At 67.4% G+C, this 17,054-nt stretch carries 18 protein-coding genes; 4 read left to right on the top strand and 14 right to left on the bottom strand.

What is annotated here, in order from left to right:
- Positions 1–115: 115 nt before the first annotated feature.
- From DEQ92_RS01815 to DEQ92_RS01805, 3 genes are read right to left on the bottom strand one after another with little or no spacing between them, the layout of a single operon-like run.
- Positions 116–580, bottom strand: a complete 465-nt coding sequence (locus DEQ92_RS01815; RefSeq protein ID WP_004977162.1) for a DUF6691 family protein — start codon at positions 578–580, stop codon at positions 116–118.
- Positions 577–1,068, bottom strand: coding sequence for a YeeE/YedE family protein (locus tag DEQ92_RS01810; protein WP_004977160.1), 492 nt, complete (start codon positions 1,066–1,068; stop codon positions 577–579). Before DEQ92_RS01810 ends, DEQ92_RS01815 begins: the two co-directional genes overlap by 4 nt.
- Positions 1,069–2,256 carry an MBL fold metallo-hydrolase gene (locus DEQ92_RS01805; protein WP_050459010.1) on the bottom strand — a complete coding sequence of 396 codons (1,188 nt, stop codon included), beginning with the start codon at positions 2,254–2,256 and terminating at the stop codon, positions 1,069–1,071.
- Positions 2,257–2,524: 268 nt separating this feature from the next.
- Between DEQ92_RS01805 and DEQ92_RS01800 the strand changes: the two genes are divergently transcribed.
- Positions 2,525–2,776 (top strand): sulfurtransferase TusA family protein, encoded by a 252-nt coding sequence (locus DEQ92_RS01800; protein ID WP_049905219.1) that lies wholly within the window; start codon positions 2,525–2,527, stop codon positions 2,774–2,776.
- Complete coding sequence (locus DEQ92_RS01795; RefSeq protein WP_004977157.1) at positions 2,773–3,354, top strand: DsrE/DsrF/DrsH-like family protein; 582 nt, start codon at positions 2,773–2,775, stop codon at positions 3,352–3,354. Before DEQ92_RS01800 ends, DEQ92_RS01795 begins: the two co-directional genes overlap by 4 nt.
- Before the next feature lie 183 nt (positions 3,355–3,537).
- On the opposite strand, the gene DEQ92_RS01790 is transcribed toward DEQ92_RS01795, so the two are convergent.
- The 9 genes from DEQ92_RS01790 to mce all read right to left on the bottom strand — a co-directional run bounded on the left by DEQ92_RS01790 (position 3,538) and on the right by mce (position 13,723).
- Positions 3,538–4,341, bottom strand: coding sequence for an N-acyl homoserine lactonase family protein (locus DEQ92_RS01790; RefSeq protein WP_004977156.1), 804 nt, complete (start codon positions 4,339–4,341; stop codon positions 3,538–3,540).
- Positions 4,342–4,506: 165 nt separating this feature from the next.
- Positions 4,507–5,169 carry an AIM24 family protein gene (locus DEQ92_RS01785; RefSeq protein ID WP_004977155.1) on the bottom strand — a complete coding sequence of 221 codons (663 nt, stop codon included), beginning with the start codon at positions 5,167–5,169 and terminating at the stop codon, positions 4,507–4,509.
- A 118-nt stretch (positions 5,170–5,287) separates the two neighbouring features.
- The gene (locus DEQ92_RS01780) at positions 5,288–6,622 is read right to left on the bottom strand and encodes a glutamate-5-semialdehyde dehydrogenase (protein WP_115820346.1); all 1,335 of its coding nucleotides are present in this window, start codon (positions 6,620–6,622) and stop codon (positions 5,288–5,290) included.
- Positions 6,615–7,490: a glutamate 5-kinase gene (proB, locus tag DEQ92_RS01775; protein ID WP_004977153.1), complete on the bottom strand. Its 876-nt coding sequence runs from the start codon at positions 7,488–7,490 to the stop codon at positions 6,615–6,617. Before proB ends, DEQ92_RS01780 begins: the two co-directional genes overlap by 8 nt.
- On the bottom strand, positions 7,483–8,256 hold the full coding sequence (gene proC, locus DEQ92_RS01770) for a pyrroline-5-carboxylate reductase (protein WP_081605245.1): 774 nt from the start codon (positions 8,254–8,256) through the stop codon (positions 7,483–7,485). The genes proB and proC overlap by 8 nt, the downstream gene beginning before the upstream one ends.
- Before the next feature lie 102 nt (positions 8,257–8,358).
- Positions 8,359–9,510, bottom strand: a complete 1,152-nt coding sequence (locus DEQ92_RS01765; RefSeq protein WP_004977150.1) for an acyl-CoA dehydrogenase family protein — start codon at positions 9,508–9,510, stop codon at positions 8,359–8,361.
- A 93-nt stretch (positions 9,511–9,603) separates the two neighbouring features.
- Entirely contained in the window at positions 9,604–11,265 is a 1,662-nt protein-coding gene (locus DEQ92_RS01760) for a long-chain fatty acid--CoA ligase (RefSeq protein WP_115804801.1), read from the bottom strand.
- A gap of 88 nt (positions 11,266–11,353) precedes the next feature.
- Positions 11,354–13,336 (bottom strand): o-succinylbenzoate--CoA ligase, encoded by a 1,983-nt coding sequence (gene menE, locus DEQ92_RS01755; protein WP_115820345.1) that lies wholly within the window; start codon positions 13,334–13,336, stop codon positions 11,354–11,356.
- Positions 13,337–13,339: 3 nt separating this feature from the next.
- Positions 13,340–13,723 carry a methylmalonyl-CoA epimerase gene (mce, locus tag DEQ92_RS01750; protein ID WP_004977146.1) on the bottom strand — a complete coding sequence of 128 codons (384 nt, stop codon included), beginning with the start codon at positions 13,721–13,723 and terminating at the stop codon, positions 13,340–13,342.
- A gap of 54 nt (positions 13,724–13,777) precedes the next feature.
- Here mce and DEQ92_RS01745 point away from each other — a divergent pair, with 54 nt between their 5' ends.
- A complete protein-coding gene (locus DEQ92_RS01745; protein ID WP_004977145.1) occupies positions 13,778–14,146 on the top strand; it encodes a YbjQ family protein in 369 nt (122 codons plus the stop codon).
- A 7-nt stretch (positions 14,147–14,153) separates the two neighbouring features.
- Positions 14,154–14,492, top strand: coding sequence for a hypothetical protein (locus tag DEQ92_RS01740; RefSeq protein WP_004977144.1), 339 nt, complete (start codon positions 14,154–14,156; stop codon positions 14,490–14,492).
- Between the two features lie 201 nt (positions 14,493–14,693).
- Here the strand turns inward: DEQ92_RS01740 and DEQ92_RS24045 are convergent, their stop codons facing one another.
- Entirely contained in the window at positions 14,694–14,978 is a 285-nt protein-coding gene (locus DEQ92_RS24045) for a hypothetical protein (RefSeq protein WP_004977143.1), read from the bottom strand.
- A gap of 336 nt (positions 14,979–15,314) precedes the next feature.
- A complete protein-coding gene (locus DEQ92_RS01730; protein WP_004977142.1) occupies positions 15,315–16,991 on the bottom strand; it encodes a methylmalonyl-CoA mutase in 1,677 nt (558 codons plus the stop codon).
- Positions 16,992–17,054: the final 63 nt, after the last annotated feature.

Here is a 17,054-nt window from a genome sequence, read left to right as displayed (position 1 = left end):
CGCGAGCCGCGGCCCATCGGCGGCGGTTCGCCGACAGGGAGGCGAGAACGTCGTCGCCGTCGCTCTGCGGGCGACGGACGGGAAAAGAACGAGATCGGATTCGCCGACGAGGGGTTCAGTCGGCGGAGGTGCCGGTTACGGCGCTCTCGGCGCGGCGGGCCCGCCAGAGCCCCTGCAGGTACGCGCCGACGAACATCCCGCCGATGGCGATGAGGATGGGGTAGTTGCCGACGCCGAGGCTGGCGTAGGCGGCGCCGGGACAGATGCCGGAGATACCCCAGCCGGCTCCGAAGACGACCCCGCCGACGACGACGTTCTTGTCGAACGACTTCAGGCGGCGGCCGTAGTCGCGCCCGGTGAGGGGCGCGCGGTCGCCGAACGCCTCGGCGAGCGCGAAGACGGTGCCGGTGACGACCGCGGCCCCGCCCATCACGAAGACGAGACCGAGGTCGTCGAACTGAAGGAAGTCGAGGACGACCTCCGGGCGGGCCATGTTGCTGACGGCGAGGCCGAACCCGAATATCAGGCCGCCCGCGACGACGACCAGCATGAACCCGAGTCCGCGTTCGTCGTCGCTCACGGCGACACCCCCAGCGCGCTCAGGAGCTGTGCGACCCCGATGGCGACGAGCATGAACGTGGCGACGTTGACGAGCGAGGTCCGCGAGCGCGAGCCGACGCCGCAGACCCCGTGGCCGGACGTACAGCCCTTCCCGATTCGGGTGCCGACGCCGACGAGGACGCCGCCGACGGCGAAGCGCCACGGTTGCACGTCGGAGACCCACCAGCCGTCACCGAACAGGACGGTGTAGATGGCGGCCCCGGCGACGATGCTCAGGGTGAACACGACCCGCCAGTCCCGCGAGGCGACGTACTTCGCCTTGTTGAACCGCGGGAGGTCGGAGGCGTACGACAGCGTCGATTCGAGGAAGGTGCTCGCGCCGGCGATGATGCCCGTCCCGAGGTAGATGACGGCGGTCCCGAGGCCGATGAGGAGACCGCCGAGCGCGTAGTGCGCGATACCGTTCGGAAAGAGCCCTTCGACGAGGAGCGGCGTCAGACCCGACATTTAGTTCGTGAGGGCTTCGTTGCTGGCCGCGCAGTTGTTCGGCCCGAGTTCGAGCTCGAAGGCGCGGTCGTCGTCCGACTCCTGCACGCCGAGGTTCGTCTCGATGATGTCGACGTAGTTGGCCGGCCGCGGCGGCATGTCCGAGAGGATGAACTCCACGAACTCGTCTTTGGGCATCGAAAGTGCGTCCATCGTGTCCTTCAGTTCCCCGAGCGTGGCGGTGTAACTGCCGTCGGCGGCGGGGATTGCCGCGTCGCTGAAGTGCGCGGAGGCGACGATGGCGTCGTCGTCGTGCGAGAGGACGCGCTCCTGCAGCGAGTCGTAGAGCATTCCGGCCGCGTCGGGCGCGCCCTCGTCGCCGTCTTCGAGGTCGGGGCGGGCGACCGACTCGATGAACAGGCCGTCGCCCGTGAACAGCACGTTGTCGACCGCGTAGGTCGTCATGCCGGTCGTGTGGCCGGGCGTGTGGATGGCCTCGATGTCGGTGTCGCCGACGGTGAGCGTCTCGCCGTCCGCGATTGTGTCGTAGGGCGTGTCGTAGTCGACGCCGCGGTCCTCGGCGGCCTCGGGGATGACGCCCGTGACGCCGTGGTCTTCGACCAGCGTGCGGACCCCGCTGATGTGGTCGGCGTGGATGTGCGTGTCGACGGCGTACTTCAGTTCCGCGCCGAGGGCCTTCGCGTCGGCGACGTACTCGTCGGCGAAGTACCGAAGCGGGTCGACGACGGCCGCCTCGTCGCCGTCGACGACGAGGTACGCCAGACAGCCGCTGGAGGGGCGCTGGTACTGCGCGACGAGCGCGTCGCCGTCGGTCTCCAGTTCGGTGTACTCGTAGATGCTCGCCCAGCCGTTCATCCCGCGTTCGAGCGCCACGGCGTCGTAGCCCTCCTGAATCAGGAGCCCGGCGACGTACTCCGAGGAGTGGCCCTTCGCACAGAGGACGACGAACTCCTCGTCTTCGGGCAGGTCCTCGAACAGCGCCTCGTCGAGCTCCTCGTCGAGGAACTCGAAGTAGGGGATGTTGACGTGGGAGACGTTCTCGCCGTCGATGCGCCAATCCTCGTGTTCCGACGGCACGCGATTGTCGAGGATGGTGAGCGCCTCGCCCTCGTCGATGCGGGCTTTCAGCGTCTCGGGCTCGATGACTGGCACGTCGACTTCGAGTTCCGGCAGGTCTGGAACGGTCATGTATGCATCACCCACTATCGGGTGGTTCGACTTAAGCTTTCGGATGGTAGTTTGAATTTCTTGCAATACTAACTCAGAATATATCGTCAGAAGGTAGTGCGATTTCGCACTCGTGCGAGCGTGTAATGACGCTAATCCCCGTTTAACCGCCGATTTCGGCATGCATCGCTGTCGAGCCTAAGTATTGTGTAGTCTACCCAAGAACCGACACACTTTTACGAAGCACCCCTATATTGTGGAATACACCCAACACAGGTGACCTCGAAAAATGAGTACATACGAACCCACCGAAACCCTCGACGTGAAAGGACTGTCCTGCCCGATGCCCGTCGTCAAGACCCGCGGCGCGGTCGACGACCTCGAAAGCGGCGAGATTCTGCAGGTCGTCGCGACCGACTCCGGTAGCATGAGCGACCTGAAGGGCTGGGCTGACTCCACCGACGGCGTCTCCATGCTCGACCAGGAAGAGGCCGAGGAAGACGGCGACGCGGTCTTCCGCCACCTCATCCAGAAGGAATGAGCTCGGACGCCGACGCGCCCGTCGACGCGGGAGCCGCCTCCGTCGAAGACCTCCGCGCGCAGGTCCAAGCCCTGCAGGAGGAGGTCTCCGACCTTCGGGAGGCCACCGACGACGACGGACAGAAGTCGATGACCATCATCGCGACCAAAGGCACCCTCGACATGGCGTACCCGCCGCTCATCCTCGCCAGCACGGCGGCCGCCTTCGGCTGGGACGTCGTGGTCTTCCACACGTTCTGGGGGCTCGACATCCTCCACGAGGAGAAGTCGAAGAACCTGAAGCTCAGCGCGGTCGGCAACCCGAGCATGCCGATGCCGAACGCCGTGGCCGCGTTGCCCTTCATGGACAACGTCGCCACGAGCATGATGGAAAAGAAGATTCAGGAAAACGGGACCGCGACCGTCGAGGAACTCATCGAGACCTCCCTCGACATGGGCGTGGACCTCCAGGCCTGCCAGATGACCATCGAGCTGATGGGCTACGACGAAGCCGAGTTCTACGACGGCGTCACCACCGGCGTCGGCGCGGCGACGGCCCTCCAGCACATGGCCGACGCCGACGTGCAACTCATGATTTAGGCCGGTCCGTCGTCTCCACCGGCCATTCAATCCCCCACTCCACCCCAACCCACACCACCCAACCCAGCCAATCCCTGCGGTTCCCTTCTTACGTTCTTCGGACGCGATGAGTGCCGCGGCCGCCCGCCGTTCTGCGGTTGACGCGTGAAAATCAGAGCCTCGTCGGGCGCGCCGTCGCCCGTCTCAGACGTTCCAGCCGTCGCCGAACGACTCGAACCGTTCGAGGTCGTGGCCGAACAGCACGTCGCCGCCGGTCCGGCGTTCGAGTTCCTTCACTTTCTGGAGGCTCTCGAACCAGTCGCGCTCGCTCCAGAGCAGGCCGGGGCCGAGCGGCACCTCGTCCGTGTAGTTGCCCTCGACGTAGCACTCGTCGCCCGCGACGAGCACGTCGCCGTCGGGCGTCTCGATGTGCGCGCCCAGCACGCCGGGGGTGTGACCCGGTAGGTGGACGAGCCGGAAGCCGTCGAACAGCGTGTGCTCGCCGCCGTGGACGACGTCCCAGTTCAGGTCGCGGTCGAAGTCCGACGCGAGGTACGCGATGGAGCCCTCGGTCGTCTTCGCCGAGTAGTACGCGAACTTCAGTTCCTCCTCGTGGACGTATATCGGCACGTCCGTCCCGGCGAACTCGGCGAGGCCGCCCGCGTGGTCGAGGTGCAGGTGGCTCATCACCACGGCGTCGATGTCGCCGAGGTCGTAGCCGACCGAATCGAGGTCGCCTTCGAGCGTGTGTTCCGCGGCGTCGACGTACTCGAACGCCTCGTACAGCGGGGCGGGCCAGTAGCCGTCGCCCGCCTCGGGGTTCGCTCCGGTGTCCCACAGCACCGTCCGGTCGGGGCCGTCGACGACGGCGTTCCAGACGACGAACTCGGCCGTTTCGTGGTCGGGGCTTCGGTTCGACGCGCTCCCCATGGTGTACCCGTCGAGGACGTACCCCATATCCGTGAGAACGCGACCGCGGTCGACCAGATGGACGCTGATGTCACCCATACGCCGGGATTAGGACGGAGCCGGCATAACAGTTCAGGCAGACAATATATGTCCGCCGGGCACGAGAGATACGCGCCGTCTCGGCCCGTTCGGTCCGAGTAACGACGAAAACGGCCGAAAAACGGCCGCTGAGCGCAAAACTGGAGTCGGAGTCGCGCCGGGCGACTACTCGCCGGGGCCGACTTCCTCGAACGGCTGGACGATGACGAAGCCGCCTTCGCCCGCGAATTCGAGCTGGTAGGACTCGCCCGACGAGCGGCCGAGCAGGCCCTTGATGTTGATGTCGCGGTTCGACGACGGCGAGACGGTTCCGCTCCACGCGACGGTCGCGTTGGGGTCGGTCTTGGCCGGCGTCTGGAGGACGATGGGCTCGCCGTGGGTCGTGATGGCGACGTGGCCGGGGCCTTCGAGGAAGACGTTGAACAGGCCGCCGGAGGACGCCCCGGCGATGCTCGTCAGCATCTTGATGTCCCAGTTCACGCTCGACTCGAACGCGAGCACGTCGTTACCGTTGACGCTCAGTTCCTCGCCCGCGTCGAGTTCGAGAATCTGGACCTCCTTGGCCTGGTCTGCGAGATAGAGGTGCCCGGTTCCGGTCGCCTGCATCATGACGTCGCCCTCGCCCGTGGCCTTCTTCTTGAGCATCCCCGTCAGGCCGCCGGCGGACTTCCGCTCGAAGGAGATGTCGCCGGTGTAGCCGACCATCGACCCGGCCTTGGCCATGACGCTCCCGTCGAGAGCCACGTCGAGTAGTTTCGAGTTTTCGAGTTCGAAGGATTCGCCGCCTTCGGACGGTGCGTGCGTGCTGACGAATTCGTCTAAATCCATTGGAGTCACCGAGTCGCAGCGGAGACGACTCTACCGGAGAGGCGACTGTCAGGGATATAGTTCTATGTGCCGCGAGAATTCGAAACGCGGAGCGACGACCGAAGGGCGTCCGGCGCGCTCAGTCTCGCCGACTTCGGTGGCCGGGGTTCCACTCGGCGTCGAGCGCCTCGTGGGTGAAGGGGACGGCGTCCTCGCCGGCGTAGGTGGCGACCAACTGGCCGTCGCCTTCGAGGTAGTACTTGTAGGTCGTCAGCCCTTCGAGACCGACCGGGCCGCGGGCGTGAATCTTGCCCGTCGAGATGCCCACCTCGGCGCCGAGACCGTAGCGGTAGCCGTCGGCGAACCGGGTCGAAGCGTTGTGGAAGACGCTGGCGGCGTCGACGCCGGTCATGAACGTCTCGGCGCGCTCGGTGTCGCCGGTGACGATGGACTCCGTGTGTTTCGAGCCGTGGGCGTTGATGTGGTCGACCGCGTCGTACAGGTCCGAGACGACCTTGATGGAGAGTTCGAGGTCGCCGTACTCGGTGTCCCAGTCGTCGTCGGTCGCGGGGTCGACAGCGACGTGCTCGCGGGTCGCCTCGTCGCCCCGGAGGACGACGCCCTCGTCGCGGTAGCGCGCGACGACCGTCGGCAGGAAGTCGGCGGCGACGGACTCGTCGACCAAGAGCGTCTCGACGGCGTTGCAGACCGCGGGGTACTGCACCTTCGCGTCGAGGGCGATGTCGGCCGCCATGTCGAGGTCGGCCGCCTCGTCGACGTAGACGTGGCAGATGCCCTCGGTGTGGCCGAGGACGGGAATCTGGGTGTTGTCCTGGATGTAGCTGACGAACTCCGAGGAGCCGCGGGGCATCACGAGGTCGACCATGTCGTCGAGTTCGAGCAGGCGGTCGACCTCCTCGTGGGCCTCGATGAGCGTCGCCCAGCCGTCGGGGAGCTCTTCGGTGGCGGACAGAATCGTCTCGTACAGCACGCGGTTCGACTCGCTCGCCTCGCTGCCGCCCTTGAGGATGACGGCGTTGCCGGACTTCAGCGCCAGCGCGGCGATTTGGACGAGCGCGTCGGGCCGCGATTCGAAGATGGTCGCGACGACGCCGATGGGGACCGAGAGCTTGTACAGTTCGAGGTCCGCGTCCAGTTCGCGCGCTTCCAGCGTCTCGCCGAGCGGGTCGTCCTGCTCGGCGACGGACTCGACCATCCCGGCGATGTCGTCGAGTTTCGCCTCGTCGAGTTTGAGGCGGTCGACGAGCGCCTGCGTGTACTCGCCGTCCGCGAGCATCGCCTCGGCCTCCTCGACGTCCTCGCGGTTGGCCGCGAGAATCGCCTCGCTGTTGTCGCGGATGGCGTCCGCGATGGCTCCGAGCGCGGCGTCGCGGTCGGCCGCGTCGACGTTGGCGAGGCGCAGCGCCGCCGACTGTGCCTGTTCGACCTGCGCGGTCGTGTCTCGCTCAGTCATCGAGTTCACCATCGAGGGGGAGGAACATTGTTCCCACCGATTCGCGCTCGGCGATCTTCGCCAGCACGTCGGGTTCGGTCGACTTCGCGATGACGGCGGGGATGCCGTACTCGGCGGCGTCGCGCGCGCCGCGGACCTTCGTCTGGATGCCGCCGAAGCCGCCGGTCGAACTCGCGGTGACGATGTCCTCGACGTCGCTGTAGTTGTCGCCGACGACCTCGATGCGCTCGGCGTCGGGGTCCTCCTTCGGGTTCCCGGTGTAGACGCCGCCCACGTCGGTGAGCGTCACGAGCAGGTCGACGCCGATGCCGACCGCGATGTTCGACGAAATCATGTCGTTGTCGCCGATTTGGAGCTCCTCGGTGGCGACCGCGTCGTTCTCGTTGATGATGGGCACGACGCCCCACTCCAACAGCGTCTCGACCGTGTTCCGGAAGTTGGTGAACCGTTCGGGGTTCTCCAGGTCGTGCTGGGTGATGAGAATCTGGGCGACCTTCCGGTCGTAGCGCTCGAAGCTCTCGGTGTAGCGGTGCATCAAGAGGCTCTGGCCGACCGTCGACAGCGCCTGCGACGCTTCGAGGGTGTCGCGGTCAGCTGTGGGATGGTCGAGGCGGCCGATACCGGCACCGACCGCGCCCGAGGAGACGAGAAGCACCTCCTTGCCGCGCGAGAGGAGCGATTCGATGTCGTCGACGAGCTTGTCGAGCTTGTCGTCGTCGAGGTTGGAGTCCTCGTCGGTCAGCGAGTTCGTGCCGGCCTTGACGATGACGCGCTTCGCCTCGGCGGCGGCGTCGCGGGCGGCGGCGACCGCGTCGGGGTCGGGCTCGGCGACCTCGGAGGTCTCCGTCGTCTCGCTCACCTCACTCATCGGCGAAGTCCTCCGCGAGCTCCTTCGACCGGCGCTCGGCGGCGACGACCGCCTCGGTGACGGCCTCGTCGGCGGCGCTGTCCCAGAGGACCTCCATCCCCTCGATGGTCGTCCCGTTCGGCGAGCAGACCGCGTCGATGAGTTCGTCGGCGCTGCGGTCGTCCTGCACGACGGTCTCGGCCGCGCCCTTGAACGTCTGGGCGGCGAGAATCTCGGCGTCTTCCTCGGAGAGCCCGCCCGCGACGCCGGCCTGCGTGACGGCCTCGATGAGATAGAAGACGAAGGCCGGGCCGCTGCCGTTGACCGCGGTGGCGATGTCCATCTGCGACTCCTCGACCTCGACGAACTCGCCCACGTCCGAGAGGAGTTCGCGGACCTCGTCGGTCAGGTCGCCGGTCGCCGCCGCGGCCATGTCGCGGGTCTCGGCGGCGAGGTTCGGCATGATGCGGACGACGCGGGCGTCGGTGCGCGCCTCGACGAACGAGGTCGGGACGCCCGCGGCGATAGTGACGAGAGTCTGGTCGGGAGACAGGTCGAGTTCCGAGAGGACGGCCTCGACGATGTCGGGCTTGACCGCGACGAACACCACGTCGGCGTCGGCGGCGCGCGACACGTCGTCCGTCGTCGCTTCACAGTAGTCGGCGACCGCGGCGAGGGCGTCGGGGTCGAGGTCGCAGGCGACGACCGAGTGACCGCCCGCCTTCCAGAGCCCGGTGAGGAGGGCGCTCCCCATGTTTCCGCAGCCGATAACGCTCGTGCGTACCATTTGCTGAGTCAAGGTACGACGCTCAGATAGTAACTGCGTTCCGGTCAAGCGATGCCAAACCGGAAAACGAGTTGTCAGTTCTCTCCCCGGTCTCGGGTCGCCTCAGAGCGCGCCCTGCCGGTAGATGAGGTTGCGCTGAATCTCGTTCGCGCCCTCGTAGATAACCGGGATGCGAACGTCGCGGTAGACCCGCGAAATCTTGTACTCGTTGAGGACCGACCGACCGCCGTGGAGCTGCATGCCGCGTTCGGCCACGTCGACGGCCGTCTCGGTCGACTTCGTCTTGGCGGCGGCCGCCCAGAAGCCGGCGTCCTCGTTGGTTTCGACCTTCTCGGCGGCGCGCCAGTTGAGCGCGCGGGCCGCCTCGAACTCCATGCGCATGTCGGCGAGGATGTGCTGGACCGCCTGGAACTCCGAGACGTTGCGGCCGAACGCCCGCCGCTCGTGGACGAACTCCCACGCCTCCTCGATGGCGGCGGCGGCGAGGCCGAGGCTGTGGCCGCCGACGATGATGCGACCGTGGTTAAAGAAGTCCGCGAGCATGTAGAAGCCGCCGCCCTCGGTGCCGATGAGGTTCTCCTCGGGAACCTCGCAGTCGTCGAAGACGATGTGGCCCTGCTTGGACGCGCGCATGCCCATCTTCTCGGGGATGTGCTCGGCCTCGTAGCCGGGCGTGTCCGTCGGCACGATGAACATCGAGTAGTTCGAGTAGCGGTCGTCGGTGTCGGCGGTCTTGGCGTACACCGTCAGCCAGTCGGCCTCGACGGCGTTGCCGACCCAGTACTTCTCGCCGTTGAGGACGTAGCCGTCGTCGGTCTTCTCGGCGGTCGTCTCCATGCCGGCCATGTCGGAGCCGGTCTGCGGCTCGGACACCGCGAGCCCCGAAATCTGCTCGTTTTCGGCGACCGGGCGGAGCCACTTCTCCTTCTGTTCTTCGCTGCCGTAGTCCTCCATAATCTCGCAGCCGAACGAGGCGAGTTGGAGCGTCAGCGCGATGCCGGCGTCGGCGCGGTAGAACTCCTCGGAGATTGCCAGAATCTGCTGGAGGTCGAAGCCCTTGCCGCCGTACTCCTCGGAGATGTCCTGTGCGACGAGCCCCGCGTCCATCCCCGCCTGGAGGACCTCGTGGGGGTACTCGCCGGACTCGTAGTATTCCTCCGCGACCGGTTCGATGTGCTCTTTGGCGAACTCGCGGGCCTCCCGCTTGAGTTCGCGGGCGTGTTCGGGCACGATGGAGTCGTCGAGAAGTTCCATGTCCCGACATAGGATTGTACAGTAAAAATAGTGTATGGAACCAGTCTAAACTTCAAACTGGTTCTTCGTTAGAACCCACGACCGACCCGGCGCTCACTCGTCCGACGGGGCCTCCGCGTCGGGCGTCTTGCCCTCGATGAGCGAGGAGTCGTCGTACTGGTCTCGGAGCACCTTCTTGTCGAACTTGCCGGTCGCGGTCTTCGGGACCTCCTCGATGAAGACGACCTCGTCGGGGGCCCACCACTTCGGGAACTCGTCTTCGACGAGCGCGACGAGTTCGGCCTTGAGCGCCGCTTCGTCCGCGCCCGCCTTCGGGACGATGAAGGCCACGGGGCGCTCCTGCCAGCGCTCGTGGGGCACGCCGATGACGGTCGCCTCCGCCACGTCGTCGTGAGCCATGATGCTGTTTTCAAGTTCGACCGACGAAATCCACTCCCCGCCGGACTTGATGACGTCTTTCGCTCGGTCGACGATTTGGACGTAACCGTCTTCGTCCACCGTGACCACGTCGCCGGTCTTCAGCCAGTTGCCCTCGTAGTCTTCCTCGTTCGCGTCGGGGCGCTCGAAGTACTCGGTCGTCACCCACGGGCCGCGCACCCAGAGTTCGCCGAAGTCCTCGCCGTTCCACGGGACCTCGTCGCCGTCGTCGTCGACGACGCGCATCTCCAGTCCCGGCGCGAGCAGGCCCTGCTTGGCGCGCTTTTCGTACTGTTCTTCGGCCGGGAGGTCCTCCATCCCCGGCTTGAGATGCGCGACGGTGCCGACCGGCGACATCTCGGTCATCCCCCACGCGTGGAGCACGTCCACGTCGTACTCCTCGTCGAACCGGCGGATGACCGACCTGGGCGCGGCCGACCCGCCGATGATGATGCGTTCGAGCGACGAGATGTCCGCGTCGTTCTCGTCGAGGTAGTCGAGCAGGCCGAGCCACACCGTGGGCACGCCCGCGGTCATCGTCACGCCCTCCTCCTCGATGAGTTTGGCGAGGTCCTCGGGCGTCGGCGACGGGCCGGGATAGACGTGTTTCGCGCCCGCCGCGGTCGTCGAAAACGGCAGGCCCCACGCGTTGACGTGGAACATCGGCACGACCGGCATGATGACGTCCTCCGCGCCGATGTCGAGACCCGACTTGGGGAGCGTCGCCATCGTGTGCGCCCACAGCATCTGCTGGGAGTACTCGACGCCCTTCGGTTCGCCGGTCGTCCCCGACGTGTAGCACATCCCCGCCGGTTGGTCCTCCGGGAGGTCGGGCCAGTCGTACTCGTCGGGGTAGTCGGCGATGAACGACTCGTAGTCCGTCACCGGGGATAGCCCCACGTCCTCGGGGACGTTCGAGGCCATCACGACGAACTGCTCGACGGAGGCGAAGGCGTCCTCATCGACCGCGCCGGCGAGTTTCGGCGCGAGCGACGGGTCCACGAAGATGATGCGGTCAGCCGCGTTCTCGACGATGTACTGGATGTGGTGGTCGGGGAGAAGCGGGTTGATGGTGTGCAACTGCGCGCCCATCGACGGCACGCCGAAGTACGTCTCGAAGTGTCGGTTGTGGTTCCAGCAGAACGTCGCCACCCGGTCGCCGTCCCCGATGCCGGCGTCCGAAAGCGCCCCCGCGAGCCGTGCCACGCGTCCCTCGTACTCCGAGTACGTGTAGCGTTCCAGCCCTTCGGCGGTCCGAGAGACGATTTCGCGGTCCGGAAAGAGCTTGCCCGCGCGCCACAGGAACGGCCGAAGCGTCTGGTTGGTAGCACCTACCATACAGTCCACTTGCGGTAAAACGTAATGATTGTTTGGACGCAACCCGGCGAGACGCGGGCTGTGGGTTTTGCTTCACCCGCGGGCGCGTTCACTCCTCGTCGCGGTCGGGAGCGGGTTCGTCGTCGCCGCCGTCGCCGTCGTCGATGTCGCCCTCCGCGCTCTCGACGTCACCGCGTTCGTCTTCGTCGGCTATCGCCTCACCGTCGTCGTCTCTTGTCGCCTCGCCACCGTCGTCTCCGCCACGTTCCGCGTCCGCCGGGTCGGCCTCGGCGTCGTCGATGGCGGCCCCGTCGGCGTCGCTCGCGGGCGTCACCTCGTCGACTTCGGCCTCGGATTCGTCGGCTTCGCGTCCGCTCTCGGTCGCGCGCGCTTCGTCGCGTTCCTCAGCCGCCGCGCGCTCCGGTTCGGCCTCCGCGACGGGCTTGGCCGCGACCAGTCGCTCGCGGACCGCCTCGCGGTCGATGGTCTCCGAGACGGTCCGCGGGAGTTCCTCCGCGGTCTCGATCAGTCTCGGACACTTGAACCCGGCGAGCCGCTCGCGGCAGAAGGCGTCGAGGTCCTCGTCGTCCGGGGGGTCTTCCGGGTCGGCGGGGACGACGAGCGCGGCGACGCGCTCGCCCCACTCGGAGTCGGGGACGCCCAACACGACGACGTCGTCCACCGCCGGGTGTTCCCGCAGGACCGCCGCGACCTCGCCGGGGTCGACGTTCTCGCCGCCGGTGATGATGCGGTCGTCCTTCCGGTTCAGGACGTACAGGAGGCCGTCGTCGTCGCGGTAGCCGATGTCGCCGGTCCGGAGGCCGGCGTCAGTGAAGGCGTCGGCGGTCGCCTCCGGGTTCCGGTAGTAGCCGGGCGAGACGGTCGGTCCGGAGACGACAATTTCGCCCGGCGTGCCGGGTTCGACGGCGGTGCCGTCCTCGTCGACGACCCAGAGGTCGGTGAAAAACAGCGGTCGCCCGACGGTCCCCACGTCGTCGAACGCCTCGTCCGGGGTCGCGGTGGCGACCTGCGAGGCCGTCTCGGTCATGCCGTAGGTCGGGTAGACCGGCACCGAGTAGTTCCGACAGCGCTCGACGAGGTCGTCGGGGGCGGGCGCGCCGCCGAGGAGCACCACGCGGAGCGAATCGGAGAGCGTGCCCCTGCTGTCGAGCATCCGCTTGAGCATCGTCGGCACGAGCGAGACGCCCGTCGCGTCGTACTTGCCGATGTCGTCGGCCGCGCCGCCGGCGTCGAACCCCTCGCGGAGGACGACGGTCGTCCCGTACAGCGGGCCGCGGAGAATCGGGCCGATGCCGCCCATGTGGTGCAGCGAGAGCGTGACGAGCCACCGGTCGTCGGGCGAGACGCCGAGTCGGAACGCCCCGGCGACGGCGTTGGCGAGCAGATTGCCCATCGTGAGTTTCACCGCCTTCGGCGTCCCGGTCGTCCCCGAGGTGAAAAGCAGGAGCATCGTCTCCGAGAGCGACCAGCCCGCGGGTTCGACCCGCTTCGGCGCGATAGACGAGAGGTTGATGACGCCCTCCCAGCGCGGGTCGTCCACGGAGACGACGGGCACGTCGGTCGTGGCCTCGACCGCCGTCGACTCGGTGGACTCGCCGCAGACGAGCGTCGTCACGTCCGCGAGTTCGACGTTGCGGCCGACCTCGTCGGGGGTGAGTCGGTCGCTGAGCGGGACGAGCACCGCCCCGAGCCGCGTCGCGGCGTGGATGAGTCGGACGTAGTCCACGCCGGGGTCGAGAACGACGCCGAGGTGGTCGCCGGCCTCGACGCCGAGCGCGGCGAGTTGGCCGGCGGTCTCGTCGACGAGCGCGTCGAGTTCGCGGAAGGTCCACGAGTCGCCGGTCGCTGCGTGGATGAGCGCCTCTCGGTCGGGCGCCGCGGCGACCCGGTGGGAGAGCCAGTCGCGCATCGGTCCGGCGAACCCGCGACCCTCGCCGCCGGGTGCGGAGCCGTCAGCGGCGGAGCCCTCATCGCCACCGTCTGAACTGCCGGTGGCGGCTGCGTCGTCGTCGGTCGACCCGTCCGCGGGCGCGTCGTCGTCGGCCGTGTCGTCGGGGTAATCTCCCGTCATCGCTCAGTGCGAGACGAACTCGACGAGGACGCCCCCCGTGGACTTGGGATGGAGGAAGGCGACCTCGTGGCCCCACGCGCCGGGGCGCGGTTCCTCGTCGATGCGGTCGACACCGGCGGCCTCGGCGGTCCGGAGCGCGGCCTCGATGTCGTCGGTCTCGATGGCGACGTGGTGGATGCCGCCGCCGCGCTTGTCGAGGAACTTCGAGATGGCACCCTCCTCGTGGGGTTCGAGCAGTTCGAAGTAGCCGTTTTCGAGTTCGAGGAAGACGACCGACATGCCGTCGAACGTCTCCTCGTGGGCCACGGGCGCGTCGAACAGCTCCGCGAACAGCGCGGCCAGCCCGGCGGCGTCGGGCGTGGCGATTCCGACGTGGTCGAAGTGCATGTCACCAGTTCGTCGGGCGCAACGGATAAACCCAGACGGTTCGATACTCATGTCATGATAGTAACTACAACTGAGTCGGTCGTCGGCCGCGACATTGAGGTGACGCTGGGTGCCGTCCGCGGGAACACGATTCGCGCTCGGAACGTCGGCCGCGACATCACGCAGGGGCTCCGGAACATCGTCGGCGGCGAGCTCAAGTCCTACACCGGGCTGATGGCCGAGGCGAGAGACGAGGCGACAGACCGGATGGTTGCCGAGGCGGAGGCGATGGGTGCCGACGCCGTCGTCGGCGTCCGGTACGTGACCGCCGAGGTAACGCAGGGCGCGGCCGAGATTCTGGCCTACGGGACCGCCGTCAAACTCGTCGGCGACGACGACGCCGACGCGGAATCGGCGTCCGAGTCGAACGCCGACGTGGCGTGAGCCGACGATGACGCCGACGTCCCGGCGCGCCGCCCGCGACCCGCGGCGGCTCGCGCGCGGGTTCGCTCGACTCGCAACAGACCGGGCCACAGTCGCCGTCTTCGCCGTGCTCGCGGCCGCGTGGGCGGTCGGCTTCTTCGGCGTGTTGCCGAAGGAGATTTGGTTCGTCGACTTCCCCGCGCTGGTGGCCGCCTTCTTCTTCGACACGCTCGCCGCCAACGAGTTCGGCGTCCGCGAGACGGCGACGTTCTACCCGGCGCTCGCCGTCTTCGGCTACCTCCAAGCGATGCTCGTCGTGGCGGTCGTGCGGGTGCTTCGAACCCGACTCGCCGGGGTCGGTGAGTGACCTAAGAGCGGGAAACGCGTCGAGAGCGGGAACGAAAATGAGCGCGGAAGCGCGCGTCAAGAGCGGGACGCGGGAGTCGTGACGGTCGAGAGGGGTGTGACGGCCGTGAGGGGTGCGGTGGTCGTGAGTGGCGTGGAGCGTGCGGGGTGTGTGAGGGACGCGAGCGGGGGCGGTGTGGGACTCACGGCGTTCGGCCGGTCCTCAGTCGCGGGCGGTCCGGGCGACCGTGACCTCGACGGGGACGCCGGGCACGTCGACCGTCAGCATCGAGCGGTCGGCCCGGGTGACGACGGCGCGGGCGACGGCGACGATGGCGGCGACGGTGACGGCGACCGCGAGCGACGCCACGGGGAAGGTGACGACCGCGACGACCGCGGCCATCGACGCGAGCAGGACGGCCTGCGTCGCGAGCGAGGGCGCGGGTCGGTGATGGGAGGGTCGGTAGTCGGAGACGGTACGACTGTCTCGGGAGCGTCTTCGTGACATTCGTCTGGTGAGGTGGACAATCGGATGCGATACCGGGGGCTCTCCGGTCGAAGAGCCCCGCAACGCGACGGCCGCCGCTCGAAACGTCGAGCGACTGGTGGCGCGAACCTCGCGCCGACAGACGGCGGCCGGGCGTGTGACGGGTTTAGAATACGATAAGCGGCATCATAAGCCTCGATTGTCTCCACTCGGGGGGTGATAATAAAACTCGTTAGCCGGGTGAATGTATAATTCGAGTGACTAGTTGGCACGGGGCGAGACGGGCTGGGCGGTCGGACTGAAGGGAGACGGAACGCGACCGCCGGCATTGGTTGCCGCCGAGTCTCGGGGGCCGACTCAGGCCATGCCGGGTTCGTACTCGCCGAACTCCTCGCGGAGGACGCCGCATATCTCGCCGACCGTCGCGTAGGCCTTGACCGCCGTGACGATGAGCGGGAGGAGGTTCTCGTCGCCGTTCGCGGCGGCGCGGATGTCCTCCAGAGCGGCCTCGACGGCCGCCTCGTCGCGGTCGTCCTTCCGGGCTTCGAGCGACTCGACCTGCTTGGTCTCGTCTTCTTCGGCGACCTCCTGGACCTCGACGGTCGGCTCCTCGTCCACCTGATACTCGTTGACGCCGACGATGACGCGCTCGCCCTCCTCAATCTCGCGTTGGCGCTCGTAGGCCACGTCCTGAATCTCCCGCTGGACCCACTGGTTCTTCACGGCGTCGAGCATGCCGCCGCGCTCGTCGACCTCGTCGAGCAGGTCGAACGCCTCGTCTTCGATGTCGTCGGTCAGCGCCTCGACGTAGTAGCTCCCCGCCAGCGGGTCGATGGTGTCCGCCGCGCCCGACTCGTGGGCGAGAATCTGCTGGGTGCGGAGCGCCGTCCGAACCGACTTCTCGGTCGGCAGCGACAGCGCCTCGTCCTTCCCGTTGGTGTGCAGCGACTGCGTGCCGCCGAGGACGGCCGCCAGCGCCTGATAGGCGACCCGGACGACGTTGTTCTCGACCTGCTGGGCGGTGAGCGTCGACCCGCCGGTCTGGGTGTGGAACTTCAACTGCATCGACTTCGGGTTCTCCGCGCCGAAGCGCTCTTCCATGATTTTCGCCCACATCCGCCGGGCGGCACGGAACTTCGACACCTCTTCGAGGATGTTGTTGTGGGCGTTGAAGAAGAAGGACAACTGGGGGGCGAACTCGTCCACGTCGAGGCCGGCGTCGACCGCGGCCTGCACGTACTGGATGCCGTTACCGAGGGTGAACGCGACCTCCTGGGCGGCGGTCGACCCGGCCTCGCGGATGTGGTAGCCGGAGATGGAGATGGTGTTGAACTTCGGCGTCTCCGCCGCGCAGAACTCGAAGATGTCCGTGATGAGCCGCATCGACGGCTCCGGCGGGAAGATGTAGAGATTCCGCGCGATGTACTCCTTCATGATGTCGTTCTGGATGGTGCCGCGGAGCTCCTCGCGGGGGACGCCCTGCTTGTCGCCGAGCGCGACGTACATCGCCAGCAACACGGCCGCCGGGGCGTTGATGGTCATCGACGTGGAGACCTCCCCGAGGTCGATGCCGTCGAACACCGTCTCCATGTCGTGGAGGCTGTCGATGGCGACGCCCGACTTCCCGACCTCGCCGGCGGCCATCATCGCGTCGGAGTCGTAGCCCATCTGCGTCGGCAGGTCGAACGCGAGCGACAGCCCCGACGAGCCGTTGTCGATGAGGTAGCGGAACCGCTCGTTGGTCTCGGCGGCCGTCCCGAAGCCGGCGTACTGCCGCATCGTCCAGAGCCGCCCGCGGTGCATCGTCGGATAGACCCCGCGCGTGTAGGGCTTTTCGCCCGGGAAGCCCACGTCCTCGTCGTAGTCCACGTCGGCGTCGTCGGGCGTGTAGAGCCGCTCGACCACGTTTCCGCCCGTGTCCGTCGTGAACTCCTCCTTTCGCTCCCCGAAGCGGTCGAGGGTCGGCCCCAGCGTCTCCTCTTCCCACTCGGCTTTCGCCTCCCGAATCTCTTCGAGCTCGTCGGGATCAAACATGGTCGAAGATGTGGTTTGTCCCTACTTAAGCGTACGCGGGTCGGCGAATCGCGGTGCTGCCGC

The sequence above is a fragment of the Haloferax sp. Atlit-6N genome (genome assembly GCF_003383195.1).
Lineage (GTDB): Archaea > Halobacteriota > Halobacteria > Halobacteriales > Haloferacaceae > Haloferax > Haloferax gibbonsii.
This window is presented reverse-complemented; position numbering and strand designations above follow the sequence as displayed.